Raw genomic sequence first — 21,718 nt, 5'->3', positions numbered from 1 at the left:
GAAAGGAGCGGGTGAGTCGTATGCTGTATATCATAATTTTAGCCATCGTCATTGTAGTGTTACTCACCCGCCACTATTTTCTGAAGAAAGAAATAAGACATGCAGCCCGGCAGCTCCATGATTTAAATTATGATGTAACTGCCAAAAAAATAAACCTCGGTTATTTCGATGAAGATATTGAAGAGCTCGCTATGGAAATAAATAAACAAATTGATTTAACTAAAGAAGCACAGGCGGAGAAGCGCTCATCTGAAATTGAATTAAAACAAGCGATTTCTTACATATCACATGATATTCGTACGCCGTTGACTTCCATTTTAGGTTACATACACTTCCTGGAATCAGATGAAACAACGCCAGAAGTAAAAAAAGAATACACCGGCATTATAAAAAGTAGTGCCAGAAGATTGAAGGTCTTACTTGAGGACTTTTTCGAGTTATCCATTATCGAACAAGAAGACTACCCAGTAAAATTGGGGAAGGTCGATTTAAATTCATTGACGCTAGAGGTTCTGTTGGGTTTTTACGAAGAATTTAATCAAAGGGATTTGAAACCAGCGATCGACATCCCAGATCGTGAATGCACGATAACAACCGATCCTTCCGCTGCCAGGCGCGTTATTGAAAATTTAATTGTCAACGCAGTCATGCATTCAACAGGATCAGTATCTATCAAGCTAAAGCAAACAGATCACTCTGTTATATTGATAATCAGTAACTCAGTTAACCAGATCAGTGAGCAGGATTTTAATCATTTATTTGATCGTTTTTATAAAGCAGATCATACAAGAACGGGGAGTGGGACAGGGTTAGGACTACCCATTGCAAAAAGTTTAATGGGAAAAATGAATGGCAGTCTTACCGCCGAATTAATGAAAAAACAAATCGTTTTGACGTGCGAATGGCGTTACTAGCATGAGAATGTCCCATTTATGAGGGATAAATAACCAGACCAAATCATAGCCGACTTGGTCTGGTTTTTGAATTGTTTTGCCTATGATTGTTCCAGTTGAAAACGGTTGAGCTCCTGATTCATTTCTTCAGCCATCGTTTCCAGTTGTTTCACTTCATCTAACATGTGCTTAAAGGAATGCTGTTGTTCCTCAGTTGATGCGGAAATCTCTTCTGTTCCCGCAGCTGTTTCTTCGGTGATGGCACTGATGTTTTCGATGGACGATAACACTTTTGAGCTGTTCTCGTGCGATTTTTCCATTCCTTCAACGAGGTGATCCAGCTGCTCATGAATGGCATTGACCTTGTCGCTTACCGTGTTGAAGGATGTTTCCGTTTCATTTAAGGACTGGTTTTGTTTCTCGGTTACTGAAATGGTTTCCTCGGTTTCCTTTTGGATATCCTCGACACCGGTTTTGATTTGTTTAACCATCTCGACAATGTTAGACGTCGCGTTCGTGGACTGATCTGCCAATTTGCGTACTTCCTCCGCCACCACTGCAAAACCTTTCCCGTGTTCGCCAGCTCGAGCCGCTTCAATGGCAGCATTCAAAGCAAGCAGATTGGTTTGTTCGGCGATATCGTTCACGAGTGTGACAGTATCTTCAATTTGTTTCGTATAAGTCACAAAGTGCCCGACAGATTGTTCGACCTGATGGAGAGACGACTTGTTTTGATCCATCAAGGCGCGTTGCTGTTCGATGGCCATCTGTCCGGACTTCACTGTGGCCAGAGCTTCCTCACTGGAGGCGGAAGACTCTTGGCTTTGTTTCATGTCTGCCTCAAAGCTTTGATTCATATCATCTAACCGGTTCGCCATATCTTGTATATCACTGGAAATGGATTGGCTGCCTTGCGCTAACTCATCCGTTGAATGAGCGACTTGATCGCTGATTTCCGATAAGCCATTCATTTCAGAATTTAATTTATGGCTGAATTGATAAACGTTCGATCCAACTGTGTCGACAGAAGAGACAGTCTCTTTTAAATTCAAGACCATTTGATTAAACGCTGATTTCAACTGGCCGATCTCATCTTTTTCGCGTTCGTTCGTTTCAATCGATCGGGTCAGGTCCCCCTGGGCTACGGTGGAGGCCATTTCGGCTAGATGCTGAATCGGTTTAGCGATGTGTTTCGTCAGTCGGGATGTGGCAAAGATGGATAGTAAGATGAGCACCACACTGGCAATCACACTCCACATAATAAGGTTGGAAATGTGCTGTTGTTGGTTTGCCATTTGCGCATCATACCACTGATTCGCTTCGTCCTGCAGCATATAAATATCGTTTTGGACACCGGACGTTCGGGCGGCCTGGCGTTGTATTTCATTTGAGTCGTCCGCTTCAAAAGCCGTGACTGCCGTCTCGTTAATACGGTTGAATTTATCGGTAGCTTGAGCAGCCCATTGCTGCTGGGCATCTGTTTGCAGAGTAGGTTCAATCGCTTCGATACTATCGCTCACTGTTTCAAGCTTAGTGATAGCCTCATTTTTACTCGCTTCTGAAGGATTGTAAGCGTAATTGTTCAATGTCTGCTTTAAACCAGCAATATGGCCATCTAATTCTTTTGTCTCGATCAACACTTGGACGTCGTTGTTCGATGCGTTCTGTAAGTCAATCATCTGCACAATGATAAAGCCGATCAAAGCCAGACATAATACCAACGGCAGCAGGGTCATTGTATAAAGTCGTTTTCCTATGGTCATCGTCTTAATCCTTTCTACTCGCTATTTTCTTGAGCTTGATCGATTTGAGCTTGTTGGTCTGCGGTTAGGTCAATCAGACGGATAGGGGCAAGCCTGACGCCATTTTCTTCAACACCAAGCTGTATATGCCCGCCGGTCAACTCCTGATTATCTATCAATTGCTCCATGATGTCGTATAGAGCCACATCGATATTTTTCATCATGGACGTTACGACTGCCTCTTCAGCAACAAAAAATTGATCGCTATCGACTCCGAACGAATAAATACCTTGTTCTTGCGCTTTTTTCAATACACCTATGCCTGTAAATCCGGCGGCTGGGAAAATATAATCGGCATCTGCGTCAATCATTTGCTGGGCGAGTTGGGCCCCTTTTGCATCATCATCAAACGTGCCTGCGTATTCAACCAAAATTTCGGCATCAGGATTAGCTGCCTGAACGCCCTCTGTAAATCCAGCTTCAAAATTCTCAACGACGGGCATTTGCTCGCCCCCGATAAAGCCAACGACGTCGAATTTTGTTTTCATTCCGGCGATCAACCCGATTAAGTAGCTCCCTTCATCTTCTTTAAAGGTAATCGATGTCACATTGTCAGCTTCGGAGACAGCGTCAATCAAGACAAATTCTTGATCGGGGTGTTGTTCAGCTAGTGTTTCTACAGCTTCTTGAGAATTATAGCCAAGACCGATGATGACGTCATGACCCTGCTCAATAAGTTCCTTCATTTTCTCTTGATAGTTTTTTTCTAAGGGTTCACGATAATCAAACGTAATACCGAGTTCATCCCGTGCCTGCTCCAGACCTCTGAATGCAGAGTCGCTAAAAGAGTCATCACCGATACCGCTTTCTGTCACGAGAAGCCCGGCACTGATGTTTTCATCATCTTGATCACCCGCGGCTTGAGAGCACGCGGTTAATAAACTTACCAATCCAATGATGAGTATGGATAATTTTTTCATAATGTTCACCTCAACGAAGTATGATGTCAGACAACCATAAATATCGGATGAAGTGTGTGTGAAGTGAAGGATATTTTTAGAAAAAAAGTGAATCTTTTTTCATTAGACGATTTAAACATAGGAAGGGGCCTCTCGAATAAGGGGGTACCTATTATGGTAGAAATGAATAATACAAAGCAGCCGAACCTATGGTTGCTGCTTTGTTATTATTAATATGAGTTGTATGAATTCCGAATAGAGGAAGGTGTAGCAGCTAAAAACATTTCATGTGGTTAAAATGTAGCTAATGAATTGGAGATCAGTTTAGTCTCTTTTGAGTCATATCCATAAAGTAGTTAAGTATTAGACCACTGAAGCACACAATTAATAAAGTTCCAATGCCAATAGGGCCACTAAAATACATGGCCATTAGTAAGAACATGAGGTGAATGAATGACCTCGAAAGAAATATATTTGTTCGAGTTAATTCCTTTATGATTAACGTTAATCGGTCCACCGGGATGGGTGCAAAATTTGTGTTTAAATATATGGCAGTTCCTAAACCGATTACAACTAAGCCGATTCCAAAGTAAACAACTTTGCTGAACCATAGATCAGGTGTGAAAAAATTGGCCATTAAGAAGAGCCACATATCAATACTAATCCCCGTTATGAATGCTGTTACCAACCCTAAAACTTCGGGTTTCTGTTTAATTAACAATGAATTACTCGCTATCATAATCAAAGCTATTATGATTTCCCAACTACCCACTGTCAGCCCTACATTTATAGATAGTCCTACCAGTAGTGCATCAAAAGGGGAAGTCCCAAGGTCAGATTGGATCGTGAAAGAAATGCCAAGAGTTAATAATAGAATGCCTAATACATAAAAGAAAAAATTCACTTTAATCTACCTCTTTACGTTTAATTATGTTGCAAATACAACAATAATAAGGTAAGTTAAGTATAAAGTTAAACATGACGCATTTGCAACAAAAATATGTGCTGAGGTGTATAAGATGAAAGAAATACTTCGTGAAATTGGAATGATAGCAAGAGCGTTAGATTCCATCAGTAACATAGAATTCAAAGAGTACGAGCTCACGCGAGGGCAGTATTTGTACCTTGTGAGAATCTGTGAAAACCCAGGGATCATTCAAGAAAAAGTTGCGGAAATGATTAAAGTAGACCGGACCACAGCAGCTCGATCTATAAAAAAACTTGAAATGAATGGCTTTATTGAGAAGAAAGAAGACGAACATAACAAAAAAATAAAAAAGCTCTTTCCAACCGAGAACGGGAAAAAGGTCTTTCCCTTTATAAAAAGAGAAAATGATTATTCCAACGCTGTTGCCTTAGAAGGGTTAACCGAGAAAGAAGTTGACACCATTTTCGATCTACTGCAACGCGTTAGAACAAACATAGAAAAAGAGTGGGAATTTGTTAAGAAGGGAAACAAAAGGGATTATTAATTATAGAAAGGAGCCACAGGATTAAATGCATATAACGATGAAAAAGTGTACCTTGGAAGACGCACGCAAACTTCAAAAGGTTGGTTATGACACATTTAAGGAGACATTTGAGGAACAGAATTCACCAGAAAATTTAAAGGCCTATTTGGAAGAGTCATTTAACTTAAAGCAAGTAGTAAAAGAGCTATCCAACCATTTGTCACACTTCTTTATTGTTTCATTTAATGATGAAGTCGCTGGATATTTAAAGGTTAATACAGGGGACGCTCAGTCTGAAACAATGGACGAGGAGTCTCTTGAAATTGAGCGAATTTATATAATAAATAAATTTCAAAAGCAAGGGCTTGGAACATACTTGTTCAATAAAGCTATGAATATGGCTATGGAAATGGATAAACAAAGGATTTGGCTAGGTGTATGGGAACATAATGAAAATGCTATTGCTTTTTATAAAAAACTGGGTTTTATTCAAACAGGAGAGCACACTTTTTTTATGGGAGATGAAGAACAAAAAGACTTAATAATGTCCAAAAGGCTCCAATAATTTTAAAAACTCTGATTTACACGTCTGCTCCAGCCTCCAATAATACGCAACCAAAAAGTTGACTGTGCTTGACATGCAACTTATTGGTTGCGTATAGTTATATATATGGAGGATAAAGACGCTATATTCAAAGCACTCAGTGACGCAACCCGGCGGCTTATGTTAGACGAACTTTCCGAACGTCATGAGCTAACACTTTATGAACTTACGGCACGACTCATTATGAAGCACGAACTCTCCATTTCACGACAAGCGATAGCCAAACACCTGGCTATATTGGAAGATGCGGGGCTCGTAATGTCGAAACGAAAGGGGAAATATAGGGTATTGATATTTACTAACGAACCACTTAAAAATTTGCTGAAAGGATGGATCGAATAAGTACATCTCAAAACGCTTAGCTGCTTTTCTGTCTAAGCCAGACCGCTACTAAAGCTCCACTAAATATCAAAGGAGGAATCATTTTGAAAATCATTGTGAACAGTATATTCGTAGATGACCAGGAAAAAGCACTGGCATTTTATTCAAACGTACTCGGGTTTGTAAAAAAACATGACGTACCTACAGGAGAATTTAGATGGTTAACCCTTGTTTCTCCCGAGGAACAGGAAGGGACTGAGCTTTTACTAGAACCGAATGAGCATCCTGCGGCGAAAGAGTATCAGCAAAGGATATTTAACGATGGCATACCAGCCACCATGTTTGGCGTAGCAGATATTCATAAAGAATACGACCGATTAATAGCAAACGATGTACAGTTTACGATGAAGCCGACCGAAATGGGAGACGTTACAATAGCTGTCTTTGACGATACATGCGGCAATCTTATTCAGATATTGCAACTGTAACACCATCATAAAACACCTATATTTCGCCTCTTTACTGGAAAGTTGTCGGTTTCGTTTACGTCTTAAAGGTAAAAAGTTTAAAATAACTATGGGTGGTGGAAAAATGGATAGCCAAATGAGGTTGGCATTTGAAAAATCGAAATCAGGTGATAAAGATGAGCGTTTTGAAGCCTATCAAACCATTTTAAAGGAAACGGACCAAAAAGTTGATTGGACGTATGAAGTTTGGGATCAACTATTAGAGGACTTGACGCATTCCGATAACCATCAACGTTCACGGGCAGCTCAATATTTAGCAAATTTAGCTAAAAGTGATCCAGAGATGAGGATGATGGAAGATTTCCCTAGGTTGTGGGAGGTAACAAAAGATGAAAAGTTTGTAACAGCTAGACATAGCCTCCAATCAATATGGAAAGTCGGGATAGCTGGAACTCCTCAAAAAGAAATGGTTATGGAGTATATGACAGACCGATTTAAAAATGGAACACATGAAAAAAATTACACGTTAATTCGTAATGACATCATTCAAAATATGAGAAATATATATGACCATGTTAATGATGAGGCGGTTAAACAAACTGCATTAAATTTGATCGATACGGTTGAGGACACTAAGTACCAAAAAAAGTATAAGGCTATATGGAAGTAATACACATATATTCGAGTGTTAAATCACCTCATATATTATTCTATATTTACGAGATAGAGGGCTTATCTGCAGTAAAGATAAGCCCTCTATTTTTTGTGGGAAAAGGTTTCTTCTCGCACTAAAATGGCAGAAAAGGGGGGAGAGGAATGTATTCTCTTCTCTCAGGGAAAAATGAGATTGCAATTAGCCAAATATGAAAGCACGAGCCTACATTTTTTATACTCCTTTCTTACTAGTAGATTCACTCTAGTGTAAACTGGCTGAATTGTACTCGGAGATCTGACCCGGCATTTATACGTAAGCTTCCATTTTCAAGCGCTGGAGAAGTACGATCAGAATCAAATTTCAATTGGTAAATCTGCTCGAACAATTGGACGGAGTGTGCCGGGGCACTCACACCTAGCTCAACTGCTTTAAGGACGGAATCGTTGACGACGGTTGAGTCGGAGGGGAGGTGATCGCCTTCCCATTCAATCAAAAACGGCAGCAGTCCAGGGGACGAGCTATGCTGTGGGAAAAGCATCCGCCATTTTAACTGCGAGCCGTCCGGTTTTTGGCGCTCTCCAGGAAAAGGACCGGCATAACCGATGCCTTCTGTGTTCATATGGTGGATCAGGTTGTCTAATTGAGTGGTTCTGAATGCCAGCTGAATCGGGCGGGTATGTGGGTCGTCTTGAAGAGATTGATGTAAGTGTTGGATCAAGGGGTTGTGTGAGTGCCTGGCGGTATTGGGGTGTTCGATCCCCAGCCACTCAATGTAAACGTGATTACTAAGATGGCATAGGCTGTTATAGGTTCCCCAATTGCTATGTCTGCCGCCTTCGACATGGACGAGACGGTGCTGGTTTGCAAACTGTTCCGCTGCCTTTTTGGGTTGTGGAGAAGCGACGACGATGTGATCAAATGCAAGCATAACGGATTCCCCTTTCGATTGGGATTAATGATTCTATTTCCTCTAACAAAATACTCATAAACGTTATAGAGCCGGCCGCCTACATGACGGCCAGCTATTAGTTTAGGAGGGTTGCAGATTAAAAATGCCAGCTAAACGTTCATAGGATTTCAAACGTTCTTCAAAAGGGTGAACGATTGTGTTTACAATGATTTCTTCAACACCATAAGCCTCGGCCAGACGGGTCAATTCTTGTTGAACGTGTTCAGGATCGCCAACCACCATGCGGCTGCGATTCTCTCGGATACGTTCGCGTTCAAACATCGAATAGGAATACTGCTGCGCTTCATCGGGGGTAGGGAAGCTATGGCGTACCCCGCCCTGTTCAATTTTCAAAATGGCTAAATCGAGACTCGATGCCAAATATTCGGCATGTTCCATTGACTCGCCGCAGATGACAAACACCGAAACATTTCCTTGTGGTTCTTGTTGCTGAACGGAAGGTGTGAAATGGTTCATATAACGATCCATTGCACGCGTGCCGCCGTGTCCGTTGATAAAGTGTGCGAACGAATAAGAAGTTCCCAGTTCAGCAGAAAGACGGGCGCTGGTCCCGCTTGAACCGAGCATCCAAATCGGCGGGGCTGTTTCGCCAATGGGTGTGGCGAAGACTTCCATATTTTGCGCATCTTTTCCGCGGAGGTAATCCATAAGTTCTTCGATTTGCTTCGGATATCCTTCTACATTCGGATATTTTCCACGATTCAAGGCTAAATTTACATTGGGCATACCGCCGGGAGCGCGTCCGACTCCTAAGTCGATTCGCCCGGGGTGCAGTGTTTCTAACAGACGGAATGCTTCAGCTATTTTATAAGAGCTGTAGTGAGGCAATAACACCCCTCCTGTGCCGACACGTATCTGTTTGGAATGAGCGGCGAGGTGAGCCACTAACATTTCAGGTGCTGAACCGGCGAGACTTTGTGTACTGTGGTGCTCGGATACCCAATATCGGTGGTACCCCAGCTTATCGACGAATTGAATCAACTCTGTCGTTTGCTGTAAAGCCTCAGCAGGGGTGGCCCCTGTTAATATAGGAGATTGATCCAGGATACTTAGTTTCATCTATAATGCCCCCTGAAGGTTTTTTCATATTTTCATTATTTATGCTCCCACTAGACTTAAGAGATTGCAACGTATCTGCTTTATGAGCGCCAATTCTAGCGTTTATGTTAGCGTTCTCATGAAATGTGATAGAATAATACAAGACTGGAAATTAGAACAATTTCTACAAGGTAAAGGAGTAGCTTAACATGCGATTGCAGGATAAAGTAGCCATTATAACAGGAGCGGCCAACGGTATCGGATTAGAGGCCGCGCGCGTATTTACTGATGAAGGCGCACATGTCATTTTGGCCGATTTTGACGAAACCACAGGAAATCAACGCGTAAACGAGTTTGAAGCAGAAGGCAGAAACGTCTCATTTATCCAGGTGAACGTGGCTGATTGCTCAAGTGTTGATCAGTTAATGGCGACAGTAGAGGAGCAGTATGGGTGCATCGATATTCTCATTAATAACGCAGGGATTACGCGAGATGCCATGCTGTCAAAAATGACTCCGGACCAGTTTCAGCAGGTCATCGATGTGAACCTGACGGGTGTATTTCATTGCACGCAAGCTGCCTTGCCTCTGATGAGTGCGCAGGGTCACGGCAAGGTAATCGTTACCTCTTCCGTCTCAGGAGCTTATGGAAATCCCGGCCAGACGAATTATGCAGCGGCTAAAGCTGGGGTGCTTGGAATGATGAAAACGTGGGCGAAAGAATTAGGTCGTAAAGGAATCAACGTGAATGCGGTAGCACCGGGTTTTACAGAAACGAGCATGGTAGAAGGCGTTCCGGATAAAATCTTGTCGCAACTGACGGAGCAGGTACCGCTGCAACGGCTGGCTAAGCCACGCGACATAGCAAATGCGTATCTATTTTTAGCCTCATCTGAATCTGATTACATCCATGGCCATGTGCTTCACGTCGATGGCGGCATTGTCATGTAACAAGAGATCATATCAAAACATCAGGGGTGCTCGCATTTTCGAGGCACCCCTGATGTTTATTAACGGGCAAGCAGACCTAATAAGCCGTATGTCTTCATCGTGGTTTCATCTACATCGAATAATTCCTGGATATAGAGTTCGTCGAAATCAATCGGTGTGAAGAAAGGAGCATTGTTTCTGAATTCATCTCGAGGTGTATAAGCCAGCCATTCCCCTGACTCCAGTCCCGAGGTTACTTCCACAAGTCCATTTTCCTCTAATTCCGTTTCAATGACGCGACGTTCGAGATCGCCGTTTTCAGTCATCACCCATGCGTATAAGTCTTCTTCTGTAATCAGCAGATTTTTGAAGGCGACGGTTGCCTCTTCAGCTTCTTCGGTAATGATATCGAGCTCGGCATGGTAGCCTGGCAAGGCCTCCTCAAAAGACTCTTCCGTATTCACAGAGAAGCCGTATTCACTGAAGGTGTTGACGGACACTTCGTCAGGGAACTGGCGTACCGTCTCCAGTGAACCAGTCGTTCGGTTATCATTTTCCGACACTTGGATCTCGACTGTCTGACCTTCTTCCACTTCTTTCCGTTCTGATTCATTCAGCTCGCCTTCGATTTGTAATGATGTAGCTTTGATCGTGATGAGGGGAGCCTGCAGATCTTCTGAGATTTCCGTCACCACACCACTGACCGGGCTTTCGACCGTGATCGTCTGACCGTCTTCCTCAAGAGATTCGAGTTGATTTTCAGTCGTTGTCAGCATTGCTTCTTTTTGAGCAAGTTCCATTTCTTTTTGGGCCAGTTTTTCTTCTTTGAGGAATTCAGTATCGACCGTGGATGTTTCGTCCTGGCTCTCCTCATCATTTGTATCGTTATCTGTGCTGTCGTCATTCAGCCCTGGAAACGGACTCGAAGGCCTGTCATCATTCTCAGACTCAGGAACAGTGAAACTTTCAATTTCATCTATGTAGTCTTCAATCGCGGAAATCTCTTCTTCCAGTCTGTCCGCTTTTTCTTCGAGGCTGCGCTGCTGTTGCTCATAGTTGTTCACTTCATACTCATACAATTCGTCTCCCTCTGAGACTTCTGTACCTTCACTCGTGATAAATTCCTGAAACGACCCGAGGCTTTCATCGAAATAGACGGGTTTTGCTTCAGTCGACGCAAAGACCCCTTCGGTATGGAGCTCTTTGTATAAATCAAACGTAAACGACTTCGACCATTCATTGATATAGGATTTTTGCTCAACCTTGTTATCCTGATCGAAATAAATCATGAAGGCATTTGTCGTGACAAATAACAAGGCCAGTATACCTATGATTCTCAGTTTATATTTCTTCTTCATGGATTCCACCTGCAATTTCTATCGGATTAAGTAAAGCAAGGACATATCGAAGTAAGACAAGGCAGCTGTTCCAGCCCAAAGCAGGATATGCCAGAATACGACCCCGATCCACACCCACTGTTTTTTCGTTGAGGACAAATAGCGTAAGCTTTTCGCCTGATACCAGATAATCCACAATTGAAAGAGGGACAGAGCTCCAAAAAAGTAAATGACCCACTCAATATCCGTTATGTAAGCCGCGATCACACCGAATGAGAACGGTGATACATACCAGTCAATCCCGGCATAAACCATTAATGGAATCCAGATCACGCGCTCAAGCAGCATAACCAGGAGAACATTCATCTGCAAGACAATGATTTTTTTATAAGCGACATCGTTGAACAGCCAGAATATAAAACTGGATATGAACAATACAAACACAAATAAAAGAATCGCGTATGCAGCTCGCCCGAGCAGGAACCAGACTTTATTCAATTCGTATTCAATCCGGTTCAAATCGGTCATGTCAGCGGAAATCCCATCGGTTCCGAGCCCCATCCAGCTGGTCCAAATAAATGTAAGGATGGTCAGGGCTAACAGGATAAACGTCAGGTTCCAAAAGTTCTTCAGCCGTTCCGCTTCATTTATTTTAAATAAATGATCCTCCCGCCTGGAAAATAATTTTAATAGATTAATAGCATACATGAAGTTCATCCTTTTCTTCTTCGGCTCTTTCTACATTTTAACCCAAAATTCGCCAGGGTGCTATAATTTGTCAAAATCTATGAAGTGTTTTCTTGCGATAGTGTCGTGTGTGCTGTAACTGGTTTGTAACCCTTATCTTTATACTGGGAGATACCATGTTAGTGAAAAGGGAGAGATCCGTTGTGAGCTATGAATTAGATTGGCTGCAAACCCGAGCACAATTACATCCCGATAAACAAGCGATCGCTGATAGTGCACCGGGGCAAGCTGGACTTATCAAGCGTTAAACGCACGGGCAGAACGGCTGGGAAGGGTATTCGAGCATCACCACTTGCAACAAGGTGATCGTGTCGCTTTATTAGCCCCGAACCATATCAGCTATTTTGATATATTGTTTGCCTGCATGAAGACAGGCACCGTCTTTGTTCCCTTGAATTGGCGTTTAAGAGATGAGGAGCTGTGCTATATTTTAGACGATTCGGCCCGGGGGCTCGTTGCGGTTCATCATCAATTTAAAGAAAAATTAACCTTAATCGAAAAAACATACCCTACGCTCCAGATATCGGATGAAACGTATATAGATAAATGGGAAGCAAGTGAAACAAGATCGGTCGCAAGTATGGCCGAAGAGGACCCACTTGCTATGATCTACACCGGAGGAACGACTGGGAAGCCAAAAGGAGCGGTCCTTTCGCATCGGTCGATTTTATGGAATGCATTAAACACCATCATCAGTTGGGATCTGTCCAAAGAAGACACGACGTTAACGTGTATCCCGATGTTTCATACTGGCGGACTTAACGCTCTGTCCATACCCGTATTGCTAGCTGGAGGCACTGTTGTCGTATCCGAAGCATTTGAACCTGCGCAGGCAGTACGCGACCTCGTCACGTACCGCTGCACTATAGTCTTGTTCGTACCGACCATGTATCACATGATCATTCAAACTGAGCGCTTTCGCCATGAACATTTTACCGACATGAAGGTGTTTCTCTCGGGCGGAGCCCCTTGCCCCATCGCAATATATGAAGCCTTTGCAGCAAAGACACTCGATTTTAAAGAAGGATATGGCCTGACAGAAGCGGGCCCAAACAATTTCTTTATCACCCCAAAGGAAGGCGAATGAACGACGCGGATCGGTCGGAAAAGCTATGGTGTTGAACCACGTTCGGATTGTTGATGAAAACGGGGAAGATGTTGAAGCACATCAAGTCGGTGAATTATTACTGAAAGGCTATCACACATTTGAATATTACTGGAACAAACAACATGCAACTGATCAGGTGTGGGATGAGGGATGGCTGTATACGGGGGACTTAGCACGACATGATCAGGATGGATATGTTTATATTGTCGGTCGTAAAAAAGAAATGATCATCACCGGCGGCGAAAATGTATACCCTTTGGAGATTGAACATTGGGTGGATGCACACCCTGACGTGGACGAAGCTGCGGTGGTCGGAGTGCCCCATGAAAAATGGGGAGAAATCGTCATCGCTTTTCTATCCATGAAGGATAACAGCACGCCTCCTACTGTGGAGCAATTAGCAGCTTATTGCCGAAAAAAACTAGCCGTGTATAAAGTGCCGAAACAGTTTCATATAGTTGATGAACTGCCCAAGACGCATGTAGGAAAAATAGATAAGAATGCTTTGATTCAAAAAGTGAAAAGGCCGATCAGTTAAAGTAGATTGAGCAAAACTAACGATATGCCCTATTCCATTTATCTGGAATAAGGCATATTTTGCCATACAAAGCCTTAATGAATAGTAGCAGGAAGGGCGAGGTAAGAAATAGAAATTATCTCATAAATAATGGTGCTTATGATTTTAATGCTTATCAGGTGTGTTTATGAACGAGGCGCCAGGAAAGAGACGCACTTTATTTAAAATGCTGAAGGTCTTCGTTCAATTTTTTGGACTCATGTTTAAAATACAAGTAGAAAGCGGTCCACATCACACTGTAGAGCACCACAGCTATAGCAATGAAGATAAGCATGTTCAAAGCTCCCGGGGCGATCCAGCCGATTCCATAAGCCAGTATGAAATAAACGATCGTTACGGTGAAAAAGTGTAAGGCTGTTTGCTGGGAAAGCTTGAGTTTACGCAACTCAAAGTAAAGCGGTGTTACTGTAAATAACCATCCACAAAAAATGGAGCCTAATGAGTTTTTGACAAAAAGACTGGAATCAAGCGTCGATTGTTCGCCGAAAAAAATGACGGAATACGTTATTAAAATCGCCAGGAATCCTCCAAAAAAGATACCAATCATACTTCTGAATAAAAATGTTTTCATTTATTTTCCCTCCTATTAAGTTTAAGGATTTCTTTAATCTTTGCGACATAGTGCCGGGACGCATATTCTTTTCCACCATATTGAAAGTGCACGGAAAGAGTGCCGTTAAAAGACGGCTCAAAGTGGCTGATCTCGTGAAGGTTGGCGATGACGGATTTAGAAAGCCGGATAAACATAGTGGATGGCAGCATTTCTTCCAGCTCGTATAATTTTTCCTTCACTTTGAATGTGCCTTCAGAGGTCGTGGCCATCACGGTATCGCCTTCTGAATGGAAGTGATAGACGTGATTCGGTTTTAAGATGTGGTGCTGCTCCCCATTTCGGCCAACAATAAAGTCCGCCTCTTTTCTATTTACATAATTGAGAATATCTTTGATTGACTCATCCATTTCTTTGCAGTGAATGGTGACACTGGTTTCTTCGTATTTACTGTCGACGTCGAGTAATACTTTCATCTGTTCCCCATCCTTTATGTGTGGCTTTCTTAAGGTTAGTATAAGACTGGGAGCGTTGGATGTCATCAGAATGAAGGTAAGACGTCGATTTGAAATGCCAAGATGCAGAAAGAAGGCGCTGATCTACATAAAAATCGAGGCCGCTTGTCTGCGCATGTTTTTCTCATGATTGTTATGAAAGGGGGAGAGGGTTGAAAATCAAAGTAATCGTAACAGTGTGCATAACGATCGTGCTCGTCTTCGTTGTTAGTGTAGTCGTTCATAACCATCGCGAAACCACCCAAGGTGTTGGATTATCTGTCGCTGCTGAAAAAAACTTACGATCATTAGAGGAACATGCAGATATGATTATTCATGCTACAGTTAATGGGGATTATAAAATGGAAAAACAAGTGGCTGACGCAGAGAATGATGTTTATCAAATTGACAGAGTGTACACGGCGACAGTAGAGGATCGTTTTAAAGAACCAAAAGGAGCTCAATATACAAATGGCGACAAGCTAGACATTGTGTATCCCGTAGGTTTTAAACAGATGAAGGATGGTACCCTTGAGGAGGACCTTCATCAGCTTTCTGATGGAATTATTCCCATCGAGACAGGCGAATACATCCTATTTCTGGATAAGCTGGATGGAAAGTTTTATTTTTCTAACATCAATCACGTGTATAAAAAAGGAAACAGTAAAAAGTATCACAACATTTCAACTGATAGCGTTCCATACATTACTGAAGGAAATCTGAGTAAATAATGAAGTACATAGCTGACTATTTAGGTGAAATTTAACAAGGGGATTAAGGCTTAAGTGAAATGTCGCTTCTATGAGTCTATGGGACAGGGGAAATGAGATAATGAAGGTTTGCTCCATTAAGGATATACCGAAAAACAAACTAATAGATTTTTTTGAGCTGCGTTGGGGAAGTCCGGAAATGGTTGTGTCCAGTGGCGTTTATGATTGCAGTACATTAGATGGATTTACTGTTGTAAATGAAGAAGCGGAAATTATCGGTTTTAATTACTTACATGCTTAAAGAAAACGCGTGTGACATTATATCACTAGATAGTATGGAAGCAGGAAAAGGAATCGGAACATCGTTAGTTCAAGCAGTAGAAAACTTCGCTATTAAACAAAGGTGTCAACACATTAAACTCGTAACGACCAACGACAATTTATTAGCGTTAAAGTTCTACCAAAAAAGAGGCTTTATTCTATCCCAACTAAAAACGAATGCAGTTGAGAAAGCCAGAAAGCACAAACCAGAGATCCCCTTTATTGGTCATGATGGTATTCCTATCAGAGATGAAATCGAATTATTAAAGGTATTAAATGGACTCAAGAAGAACGATAGAAAGGGAGGGTAAGATGAGTGACACAGAATGGGATATACAAGAAGGTAAGCATTTAAAAAAGAAGCGGTTAGTTCATTACAATCTTGTCATGCTGTTACTAGCCGGGCTGCTTCCTTATTATTTCAAAATAGTAGGATCGGGTTATGTGTTGTTTGTATTATGTTGCGTGTTTATGTGGGCCATAACAATGAGTATGCTATATACCCTTAAAACCGGGAAGACGATCGGCACAAAGACAAGCCGCCTGGTCGAGGATTTTGACAAGTCTCATAAGGGGGAGGAGCGTTGGAAGCGAAGTAAAATAACTGAGTTTGCCCTTGTCAGTATTATGAGCGTTGTTCTTACAACTTTATTATTCGTTATCGAATTCGATTCTGGAAGCTTCAACTTTCCGATAAGCTATTTTCCGTTTATAGGTGGTTGGGTTGGGTTGGCTTTAATTTAGGAGAGGTAGTCAGAATTACCAATTTATAGATTATATGATCGTTACAGTACCCCCCTACTTTCTATCAATCAAATAAAGGGAATTATACCTTGTCTGTCAGTTTGAAAAGTTAGGAGAGTGTCATGAGGGTAATAGATATTGGAGTTATGTTCATTTTTTTAACTTTCTTATTAGTGGGTTGTGCAGAACTCGAACAATACATATTAGAGGGTGAAAGTGATCATTGGAGAGCAAAGTTAGAAGTAACTGTAATGGAAGAGAGGATAACACAAGATTTTGTAGTAACCTTCAAAGGTGATGTCGAACAATTAGCTGACACAAGGAGGTTGGAGTATTCTTATAAGACTGCTGCATCCAGTAGTAAATCAGAGATTAACTTTAGTGAAGAACCTCCGCAAGAAAAATCGTTCTCACACTATGGCGGGAGCAGTAGAAGTTCCTTTGATAGCGATCAATCGGTGAAAGTGACGATTAAATGGGATGAAAACGAAGAAAAAATGGTGATAAACTAGCAATGCGCGCGTCGTCACCCTTTTATGCAGCAAAATCAGAATTTATGAGTAAATTTCCCCAATTTATGAGCAACTTTTTCGATTTATGCGGCAAACTCGAGGATTTATGCGCAAAACGTACATTTCTGACTAAAACAGGCACCCCTGCATTAGAGGTGCCTGCGTCATTTAAGAAGATGGGGCTGTTGCATAGCTATTATCATCATGATTTGGGAACTTAAAGAACAAATGCCGGTCCTTGTAAAGATAGAAGACGGACAAAGTGAACGCGAGTATATCGGAAAGTGGGAAGGCGAGCCACACGCCCGTTACTTCAAAGAAATACGGCAGAATCAAAACGAGCGGAATAAGGAATAAAACTTGTCGGGCCATGGAGAGAACCATAGCTGGTTTCGCCATGCCCAGAGCCTGGTATAGGCCGCCGCTGACAACTTGGATCCCGATCAATATGGCTAGCGCGAACATAATCCGCATAGCGTGGGCGCCTGATTCAATGGTGGTGGCATCACCCGTGAAAATTTGCATTAAGACTTCGGGGAAGATCATCATCACGACAAAGACAATCGCTGAAATGGTGGTGACGACTTTCATGCCCAAAATGATTGTTTCTCGTAATCGGTCGTAGTTCTGGGCCCCGTAATTGTACCCGATAATGGGCTGCATCCCCTGCAGGACACCGATCATGGGCATAATCGCAAACAGGGTCACTTTTTGGACAATGCCAAATACGCCGACTTCAAATTCTCCTCCAAACTTAATCAGCATGAAGTTGATCGCGATCATCATGCCGCTACCGGCTACCTGGCGGACAAACGCTGGCATACCGATGTTAATGACTTCCTTGATCGGCGTGAAATCAGGTTTCAAATTTGCCAGGCGGACTTTCAATGTACTGCTGCCTCCCAGAAAATAGCGGAGCACAATAATGGATACAGAGGCCTGGGAGATGACCGTTGCCACTGAAGCTCCCATTACGCCCATATCAAGGACGAATATAAAAATTGGATCAAGTGCAATATTCAAGACGGCTGGGATGATCATCGTCATCATCGCAAAACGGGAATTGCCTTCTGAGCGAATGATGTTGTTCGTCGTAAAGGCGAATGAGAAAAAGATGGAGCCGAGCATGATCGGATACAGATAATCGGTGGCATACGGCAGGATATCAGGCGTTGCACCGAATAGGATCAGCAGCGGCTCCATGAAGGTGAAGGCTCCGATTAAGCCAATCAAGCTGACGGCAACAACCATAAAGAGAATGTTGCCAAAGACGTAATTCGCTTGCTCCGGACGTTCTTCACCTAAGCGCCTTGAAATGACAGAGGCACCGCCGATACCAATGGCAGCCGAAATGGCCATGATGATCATCATTACAGGGAAGCCGATACTGACACCTGCTACACCCATGATACCGACGCCACGGGCGATAAATAAGGTGTCAACGACGTTATAGAGGGCCATGACAAACATACCGATCATGGCCGGGGCAGATAAATTCCAGAGTAATTTAGGGATAGGCTGAGTGCCTAGACGTTGACTTTGTTCTTTCATATTATTCTCCTCCTGTACAGTAGGAAGTCAGGTTTTGCTTCATTTTAATCAGCCAAGCGTTCAGCATTTGAATTTCTTCGGTGGAAAACCCTTCTCCTATCAATTCTTCTAAACCAAGAATGACCTCCCATATGTGCGCATCGAAGTTTTTGCCTTTCTCTGTCAATTGGATCAATTTCGTTCTTCGATCCTCTGGGCTTTCGCGTTTCTCGACTAAAGCGTTTTTCAATAGTGATTCAAGAATACCGTTCATGGAAGATGGCTTGATGTAGAGCTTATTTTGCAGATCCGTTTGTGTGTGTTCACCAGATTGAGCGAGAAAATAGATCACTTTAGCTTGTGACATCGTTAAACCGTATTCAGCCAGTTTTTCGTTATAAATATTTTGAATGAAATGGGAAATGACATGAATGTTGTAGCCGATTTTTTGTTGAAAATTTCGTTCCATAATTACTTAGCCTCCTAAACGAATACTAAGTATATAGGTAAACATACGAAAAGTAAACCGATAAATATTGCCAAATATCAGGAGGATTTATCGAAATATTTATTTAGCTTACTAACGATAAGAGTGTGTTTAAGTATAAACGGGATGGGGGTATTGTTGAATGGAGATATCGTAAGGAAGGTGATAGCAATGGACAGCTTAACGATTATCGCTTTGGCAGCACTTCTTATAGGGGGATTATCGTCGCTCATCATCATCGTGGATATCGTGCGGCACCCTCAGATGATGGCGATCATGAATGTGGTGTGGCCGATAAATGGATGGTTCTTTGGGCCGGTTGCACTTTGGACCTATTATAAATGGGGGCGTTTGAAGGCTAAAGATGCTCAGACAGAAGACAATCGAGGAGAGAGGGCAAAAGTGTTTATGTCGACGAGTCATTGTTCGGCAGGCTGTACGTTAGGGGACGCTGTGGGTGTACCCATTGTCATGATCACAGGTATGGCTATTGTTGGTTCCACTCTGCTTGCTCATTATGCCATTCAGTTTTCATTAGCCTATCTATTTGGCATCATTTTTCAATTTTGGGCGATTTACCCGATGAATCAATCGAAGGGTAAATTTCATGCTATTAAATCAGCTATTAAAGCCGATACGTTATCGCTTGTTGCATTTGAAGTCGGCATGTTCGGCTGGATGGCTCTCGTCCATTTCGTCTTGTTTTCAGAACCACCCAAGCCTAGTGGTTTCACGTATTGGTTTATGATGCAAATTGCCATGATTCTAGGGTTCCTTACCAGTTATCCAGCTAACCTATGGCTCGTGAAAAAAGGAATAAAAGAAGCGATGTGAAAAACGACCTACGAAGATAGGCTTGCCCCCTGTGTTTCAAGCAGCCATGAAGTGGAAAACATAGGGTAGAAAGGTAAGCGAAGGAGGAGGACGATGCCCCGTTATGAACGTGGAATATTAATTTATAATGGCAATGCCGGGGGAGAAGATATTGAAATGAAGCTCTCACAATCTGTTCCGGTGTTGGCGCAGGAAATTAAACATTTACACTTATTACAGACGAAGAGCATTGACGAGTTTAAAGACGCCTGTCGCACGCATGCAGAGGAAGTCGATTTAATGTTGGTGCTCGGAGGAGATGGCACGATTCATGAATGCATCAATGTGCTGGCCACGATGGAGTCACCACCTGTCGTCGGGGTGCTTCCGGGAGGCACCTGCAATGATTTCAGCCGTATGTTGAATCTCCCTCAAAACATCCAGCAAGCAGCGAACGCCCTGATTCAAGGATCTGAGACCCGTGTGGACGTCGGCAAGCTTGGAGAGGAGTATTTCATTAATTTCTGGGGCATCGGTCTTGTGACGGAAGCTTCGTTCAATATTGATAAACAACAAAAGAGCCGCTTCGGTGTTCTGAGTTACTTTATGAGCGCGCTTAAGACCATGAATCAAGTCAGCCCTTTTTCATTCAAGATGACCATCGATGGTGAAACTATTGAAGATGAGGCGGTTATGATTGTCGTCATGAATGGACGTTTTATCGGGACGCGACAGATACCGATTCCATCGATCAGCTCTGACGATGGGAAATTGGATGTTTTGGTGGTCAAGAACTCGAACTTGAAGCTATTCCGTGAAATTCTGGCCATGAACCAACCATGGACAGCTGAAAATAATTTCGAGGAATTGGCACATAAGCAAGCTGAACGCATTGAAATCACAACAGAACCTGTACAAGAGTTGGATATGGACGGGGAAATAGACGGGGAGACCCCCTCTACCATTACCGTGCTGCCGCGCCACCTCACCTTTTTAGAAAATAATACCTCGGGATTCAATTGATTCTTTAAGGTTTGCTATTTCCGACAGACGGCTATGCCGAGCGGGTAATGGATGTTTTGGCGAGGTGGTTCAATCAGCACGCCTTTTTGATAAAAATATTCCACCTCGGCATAGTCACCAAATAGGTTCTGGAATTCTGACGGTGTTAATTGGTGGACGTGAAAGGGAGAGCCGCAAGCTTTTCCTCTTCCTTGACCGAAAGGTGTCGACACGATCAGTGTGCCGCCTTTCTTTAGTAAATGATAATAATTGGTCAATAACTGTTGTTCCTCCGCGATATGTTCGTAAGTTTCAAAACTGAGGATCGTATCAAAGGTGCCGAGCTTGTCCGGGAGCGCCGGATCTACTGCATCCATCACATAAAAGTGGGAGGATGGGTGGTAGTATTCGCAGCGAGCGTAATCGATAATGGCTTGATCGATATCCACGCCAATGACTTGATCGACATCCTGTTTGCGTTCCTTAGCTGTCATGTGCGTCCCGTAACCTGCCCCGCAGGATAAATCCAAAACTCTGCCATGGGCGTAAGGCAGGGCAAATTGGTATCTGGCCATATGTTCTAATAACAATTTATTGGAAGCTTTCATAAACGCGGGAATGACGCGTTCTCCTGTATCCTCTACCAATTCGTATTCACCGCTTTCAATATGATAAAATAAGTAGAACACTGTCATTATGTCATAAAATGATCGTTGCAACCAATCATGACATCGGGACAAAGCCCTCTCGGGTCGGC

At 42.7% G+C, this 21,718-nt stretch carries 26 protein-coding genes and 1 pseudogene; 15 read left to right on the top strand and 12 right to left on the bottom strand.

Going from position 1 to position 21,718, the window contains the following annotated elements; genetic code table 11:
- Positions 1 to 20 precede the first annotated feature (20 nt).
- Positions 21 to 914: a sensor histidine kinase gene (locus HOP45_RS15050; RefSeq protein ID WP_181350202.1), complete on the top strand. Its 894-nt coding sequence runs from the start codon at positions 21 to 23 to the stop codon at positions 912 to 914.
- An 80-nt stretch (positions 915 to 994) separates the two neighbouring features.
- Here HOP45_RS15050 and HOP45_RS15045 read toward each other — a convergent pair whose 3' ends face one another.
- The 3 genes from HOP45_RS15045 to HOP45_RS20760 form a co-directional block, all read right to left on the bottom strand.
- Complete coding sequence (locus HOP45_RS15045) at positions 995 to 2,656, bottom strand: methyl-accepting chemotaxis protein (RefSeq protein WP_181350201.1); 1,662 nt, start codon at positions 2,654 to 2,656, stop codon at positions 995 to 997.
- 14 nt (positions 2,657 to 2,670) lie between these two features.
- Positions 2,671 to 3,615, bottom strand: coding sequence for a BMP family lipoprotein (locus HOP45_RS15040; RefSeq protein WP_181350200.1), 945 nt, complete (start codon positions 3,613 to 3,615; stop codon positions 2,671 to 2,673).
- A 298-nt stretch (positions 3,616 to 3,913) separates the two neighbouring features.
- Positions 3,914 to 4,498, bottom strand: coding sequence for a YczE/YyaS/YitT family protein (locus tag HOP45_RS20760; protein ID WP_370458045.1), 585 nt, complete (start codon positions 4,496 to 4,498; stop codon positions 3,914 to 3,916).
- 115 nt (positions 4,499 to 4,613) lie between these two features.
- Between HOP45_RS20760 and HOP45_RS15035 the strand changes: the two genes are divergently transcribed.
- From HOP45_RS15035 to HOP45_RS15015, 5 genes are all read left to right on the top strand, one after another.
- Positions 4,614 to 5,066 carry a MarR family winged helix-turn-helix transcriptional regulator gene (locus HOP45_RS15035; RefSeq protein WP_181350199.1) on the top strand — a complete coding sequence of 151 codons (453 nt, stop codon included), beginning with the start codon at positions 4,614 to 4,616 and terminating at the stop codon, positions 5,064 to 5,066.
- 25 nt (positions 5,067 to 5,091) lie between these two features.
- Entirely contained in the window at positions 5,092 to 5,610 is a 519-nt protein-coding gene (gene paiA, locus HOP45_RS15030) for a spermidine/spermine N(1)-acetyltransferase (protein ID WP_181350198.1), read from the top strand.
- Between the two features lie 105 nt (positions 5,611 to 5,715).
- The gene (locus HOP45_RS15025; RefSeq protein WP_181350197.1) at positions 5,716 to 5,991 is read left to right on the top strand and encodes an ArsR/SmtB family transcription factor; all 276 of its coding nucleotides are present in this window, start codon (positions 5,716 to 5,718) and stop codon (positions 5,989 to 5,991) included.
- A gap of 83 nt (positions 5,992 to 6,074) precedes the next feature.
- Positions 6,075 to 6,458, top strand: coding sequence for a VOC family protein (locus HOP45_RS15020; protein ID WP_181350196.1), 384 nt, complete (start codon positions 6,075 to 6,077; stop codon positions 6,456 to 6,458).
- 103 nt (positions 6,459 to 6,561) lie between these two features.
- A complete protein-coding gene (locus HOP45_RS15015) occupies positions 6,562 to 7,107 on the top strand; it encodes a hypothetical protein (protein ID WP_181350195.1) in 546 nt (181 codons plus the stop codon).
- Between the two features lie 241 nt (positions 7,108 to 7,348).
- Here HOP45_RS15015 and HOP45_RS15010 read toward each other — a convergent pair whose 3' ends face one another.
- Both HOP45_RS15010 and HOP45_RS15005 read right to left on the bottom strand, forming a co-directional pair.
- Positions 7,349 to 8,020 (bottom strand): VOC family protein, encoded by a 672-nt coding sequence (locus tag HOP45_RS15010; RefSeq protein ID WP_181350194.1) that lies wholly within the window; start codon positions 8,018 to 8,020, stop codon positions 7,349 to 7,351.
- A gap of 102 nt (positions 8,021 to 8,122) precedes the next feature.
- Positions 8,123 to 9,121 carry an LLM class flavin-dependent oxidoreductase gene (locus HOP45_RS15005; RefSeq protein WP_181350193.1) on the bottom strand — a complete coding sequence of 333 codons (999 nt, stop codon included), beginning with the start codon at positions 9,119 to 9,121 and terminating at the stop codon, positions 8,123 to 8,125.
- A gap of 188 nt (positions 9,122 to 9,309) precedes the next feature.
- Here HOP45_RS15005 and fabG point away from each other — a divergent pair, with 188 nt between their 5' ends.
- Complete coding sequence (fabG, locus tag HOP45_RS15000; protein ID WP_181350192.1) at positions 9,310 to 10,050, top strand: 3-oxoacyl-ACP reductase FabG; 741 nt, start codon at positions 9,310 to 9,312, stop codon at positions 10,048 to 10,050.
- A 59-nt stretch (positions 10,051 to 10,109) separates the two neighbouring features.
- Here fabG and HOP45_RS14995 read toward each other — a convergent pair whose 3' ends face one another.
- The gene (locus HOP45_RS14995; RefSeq protein ID WP_181350191.1) at positions 10,110 to 11,387 is read right to left on the bottom strand and encodes an efflux RND transporter periplasmic adaptor subunit; all 1,278 of its coding nucleotides are present in this window, start codon (positions 11,385 to 11,387) and stop codon (positions 10,110 to 10,112) included.
- An 18-nt stretch (positions 11,388 to 11,405) separates the two neighbouring features.
- Positions 11,406 to 12,074 carry a hypothetical protein gene (locus tag HOP45_RS14990; protein ID WP_181350190.1) on the bottom strand — a complete coding sequence of 223 codons (669 nt, stop codon included), beginning with the start codon at positions 12,072 to 12,074 and terminating at the stop codon, positions 11,406 to 11,408.
- Between the two features lie 304 nt (positions 12,075 to 12,378).
- Here HOP45_RS14990 and HOP45_RS21045 point away from each other — a divergent pair, with 304 nt between their 5' ends.
- Positions 12,379 to 13,200, top strand: coding sequence for an AMP-binding protein (locus HOP45_RS21045; RefSeq protein WP_370458049.1), 822 nt, complete (start codon positions 12,379 to 12,381; stop codon positions 13,198 to 13,200).
- Positions 13,201 to 13,228: 28 nt separating this feature from the next.
- On the top strand, positions 13,229 to 13,759 hold the full coding sequence (locus HOP45_RS21040) for a class I adenylate-forming enzyme family protein (RefSeq protein ID WP_370458044.1): 531 nt from the start codon (positions 13,229 to 13,231) through the stop codon (positions 13,757 to 13,759).
- A gap of 196 nt (positions 13,760 to 13,955) precedes the next feature.
- On the opposite strand, the gene HOP45_RS14980 is transcribed toward HOP45_RS21040, so the two are convergent.
- A complete protein-coding gene (locus HOP45_RS14980; protein WP_181350189.1) occupies positions 13,956 to 14,369 on the bottom strand; it encodes a DUF3021 domain-containing protein in 414 nt (137 codons plus the stop codon).
- Entirely contained in the window at positions 14,366 to 14,824 is a 459-nt protein-coding gene (locus tag HOP45_RS14975; RefSeq protein ID WP_181350188.1) for a LytTR family DNA-binding domain-containing protein, read from the bottom strand. The genes HOP45_RS14980 and HOP45_RS14975 overlap by 4 nt, the downstream gene beginning before the upstream one ends.
- Positions 14,825 to 15,015: 191 nt before the next feature.
- Between HOP45_RS14975 and HOP45_RS14970 the strand changes: the two genes are divergently transcribed.
- The 4 genes and pseudogenes from HOP45_RS14970 (at position 15,016) to HOP45_RS14955 (ending at position 17,129) form a co-directional block, all read left to right on the top strand.
- The gene (locus HOP45_RS14970; RefSeq protein WP_181350187.1) at positions 15,016 to 15,573 is read left to right on the top strand and encodes a hypothetical protein; all 558 of its coding nucleotides are present in this window, start codon (positions 15,016 to 15,018) and stop codon (positions 15,571 to 15,573) included.
- Positions 15,574 to 15,673: 100 nt separating this feature from the next.
- A pseudogene (locus tag HOP45_RS14965) lies at positions 15,674 to 16,184 on the top strand (GNAT family N-acetyltransferase).
- Between the two features lies 1 nt (position 16,185).
- Positions 16,186 to 16,617 carry a hypothetical protein gene (locus HOP45_RS14960; protein WP_255437685.1) on the top strand — a complete coding sequence of 144 codons (432 nt, stop codon included), beginning with the start codon at positions 16,186 to 16,188 and terminating at the stop codon, positions 16,615 to 16,617.
- A 122-nt stretch (positions 16,618 to 16,739) separates the two neighbouring features.
- A complete protein-coding gene (locus tag HOP45_RS14955) occupies positions 16,740 to 17,129 on the top strand; it encodes a hypothetical protein (RefSeq protein WP_181350186.1) in 390 nt (129 codons plus the stop codon).
- Positions 17,130 to 17,297: 168 nt separating this feature from the next.
- On the opposite strand, the gene HOP45_RS14950 is transcribed toward HOP45_RS14955, so the two are convergent.
- Positions 17,298 to 18,680, bottom strand: a complete 1,383-nt coding sequence (locus HOP45_RS14950; RefSeq protein WP_181350185.1) for an MATE family efflux transporter — start codon at positions 18,678 to 18,680, stop codon at positions 17,298 to 17,300.
- 1 nt (position 18,681) lies between these two features.
- The gene (locus tag HOP45_RS14945) at positions 18,682 to 19,128 is read right to left on the bottom strand and encodes a MarR family winged helix-turn-helix transcriptional regulator (protein ID WP_181350184.1); all 447 of its coding nucleotides are present in this window, start codon (positions 19,126 to 19,128) and stop codon (positions 18,682 to 18,684) included.
- 189 nt (positions 19,129 to 19,317) lie between these two features.
- On the opposite strand from HOP45_RS14945, the gene HOP45_RS14940 reads away from it, so the two are divergent.
- Together HOP45_RS14940 and HOP45_RS14935 are read left to right on the top strand one after the other, a co-directional pair.
- Positions 19,318 to 19,980, top strand: coding sequence for a DUF4396 domain-containing protein (locus HOP45_RS14940; RefSeq protein ID WP_181350183.1), 663 nt, complete (start codon positions 19,318 to 19,320; stop codon positions 19,978 to 19,980).
- 93 nt (positions 19,981 to 20,073) lie between these two features.
- Entirely contained in the window at positions 20,074 to 20,982 is a 909-nt protein-coding gene (locus HOP45_RS14935) for a diacylglycerol/lipid kinase family protein (RefSeq protein ID WP_181350182.1), read from the top strand.
- 14 nt (positions 20,983 to 20,996) lie between these two features.
- Here HOP45_RS14935 and HOP45_RS14930 read toward each other — a convergent pair whose 3' ends face one another.
- On the bottom strand, positions 20,997 to 21,608 hold the full coding sequence (locus HOP45_RS14930; RefSeq protein WP_181350298.1) for a class I SAM-dependent methyltransferase: 612 nt from the start codon (positions 21,606 to 21,608) through the stop codon (positions 20,997 to 20,999).
- Positions 21,609 to 21,718: the final 110 nt, after the last annotated feature.

The sequence above is a fragment of the Thalassobacillus sp. CUG 92003 genome (assembly GCF_013618635.1).
In the GTDB taxonomy this organism is placed as follows: Bacteria; Bacillota; Bacilli; order Bacillales; family Halobacillaceae; genus CUG-92003.
The sequence above is the reverse complement of the archived record's forward strand: the minus strand, read 5'-3'. Positions and strand labels throughout refer to the sequence as shown.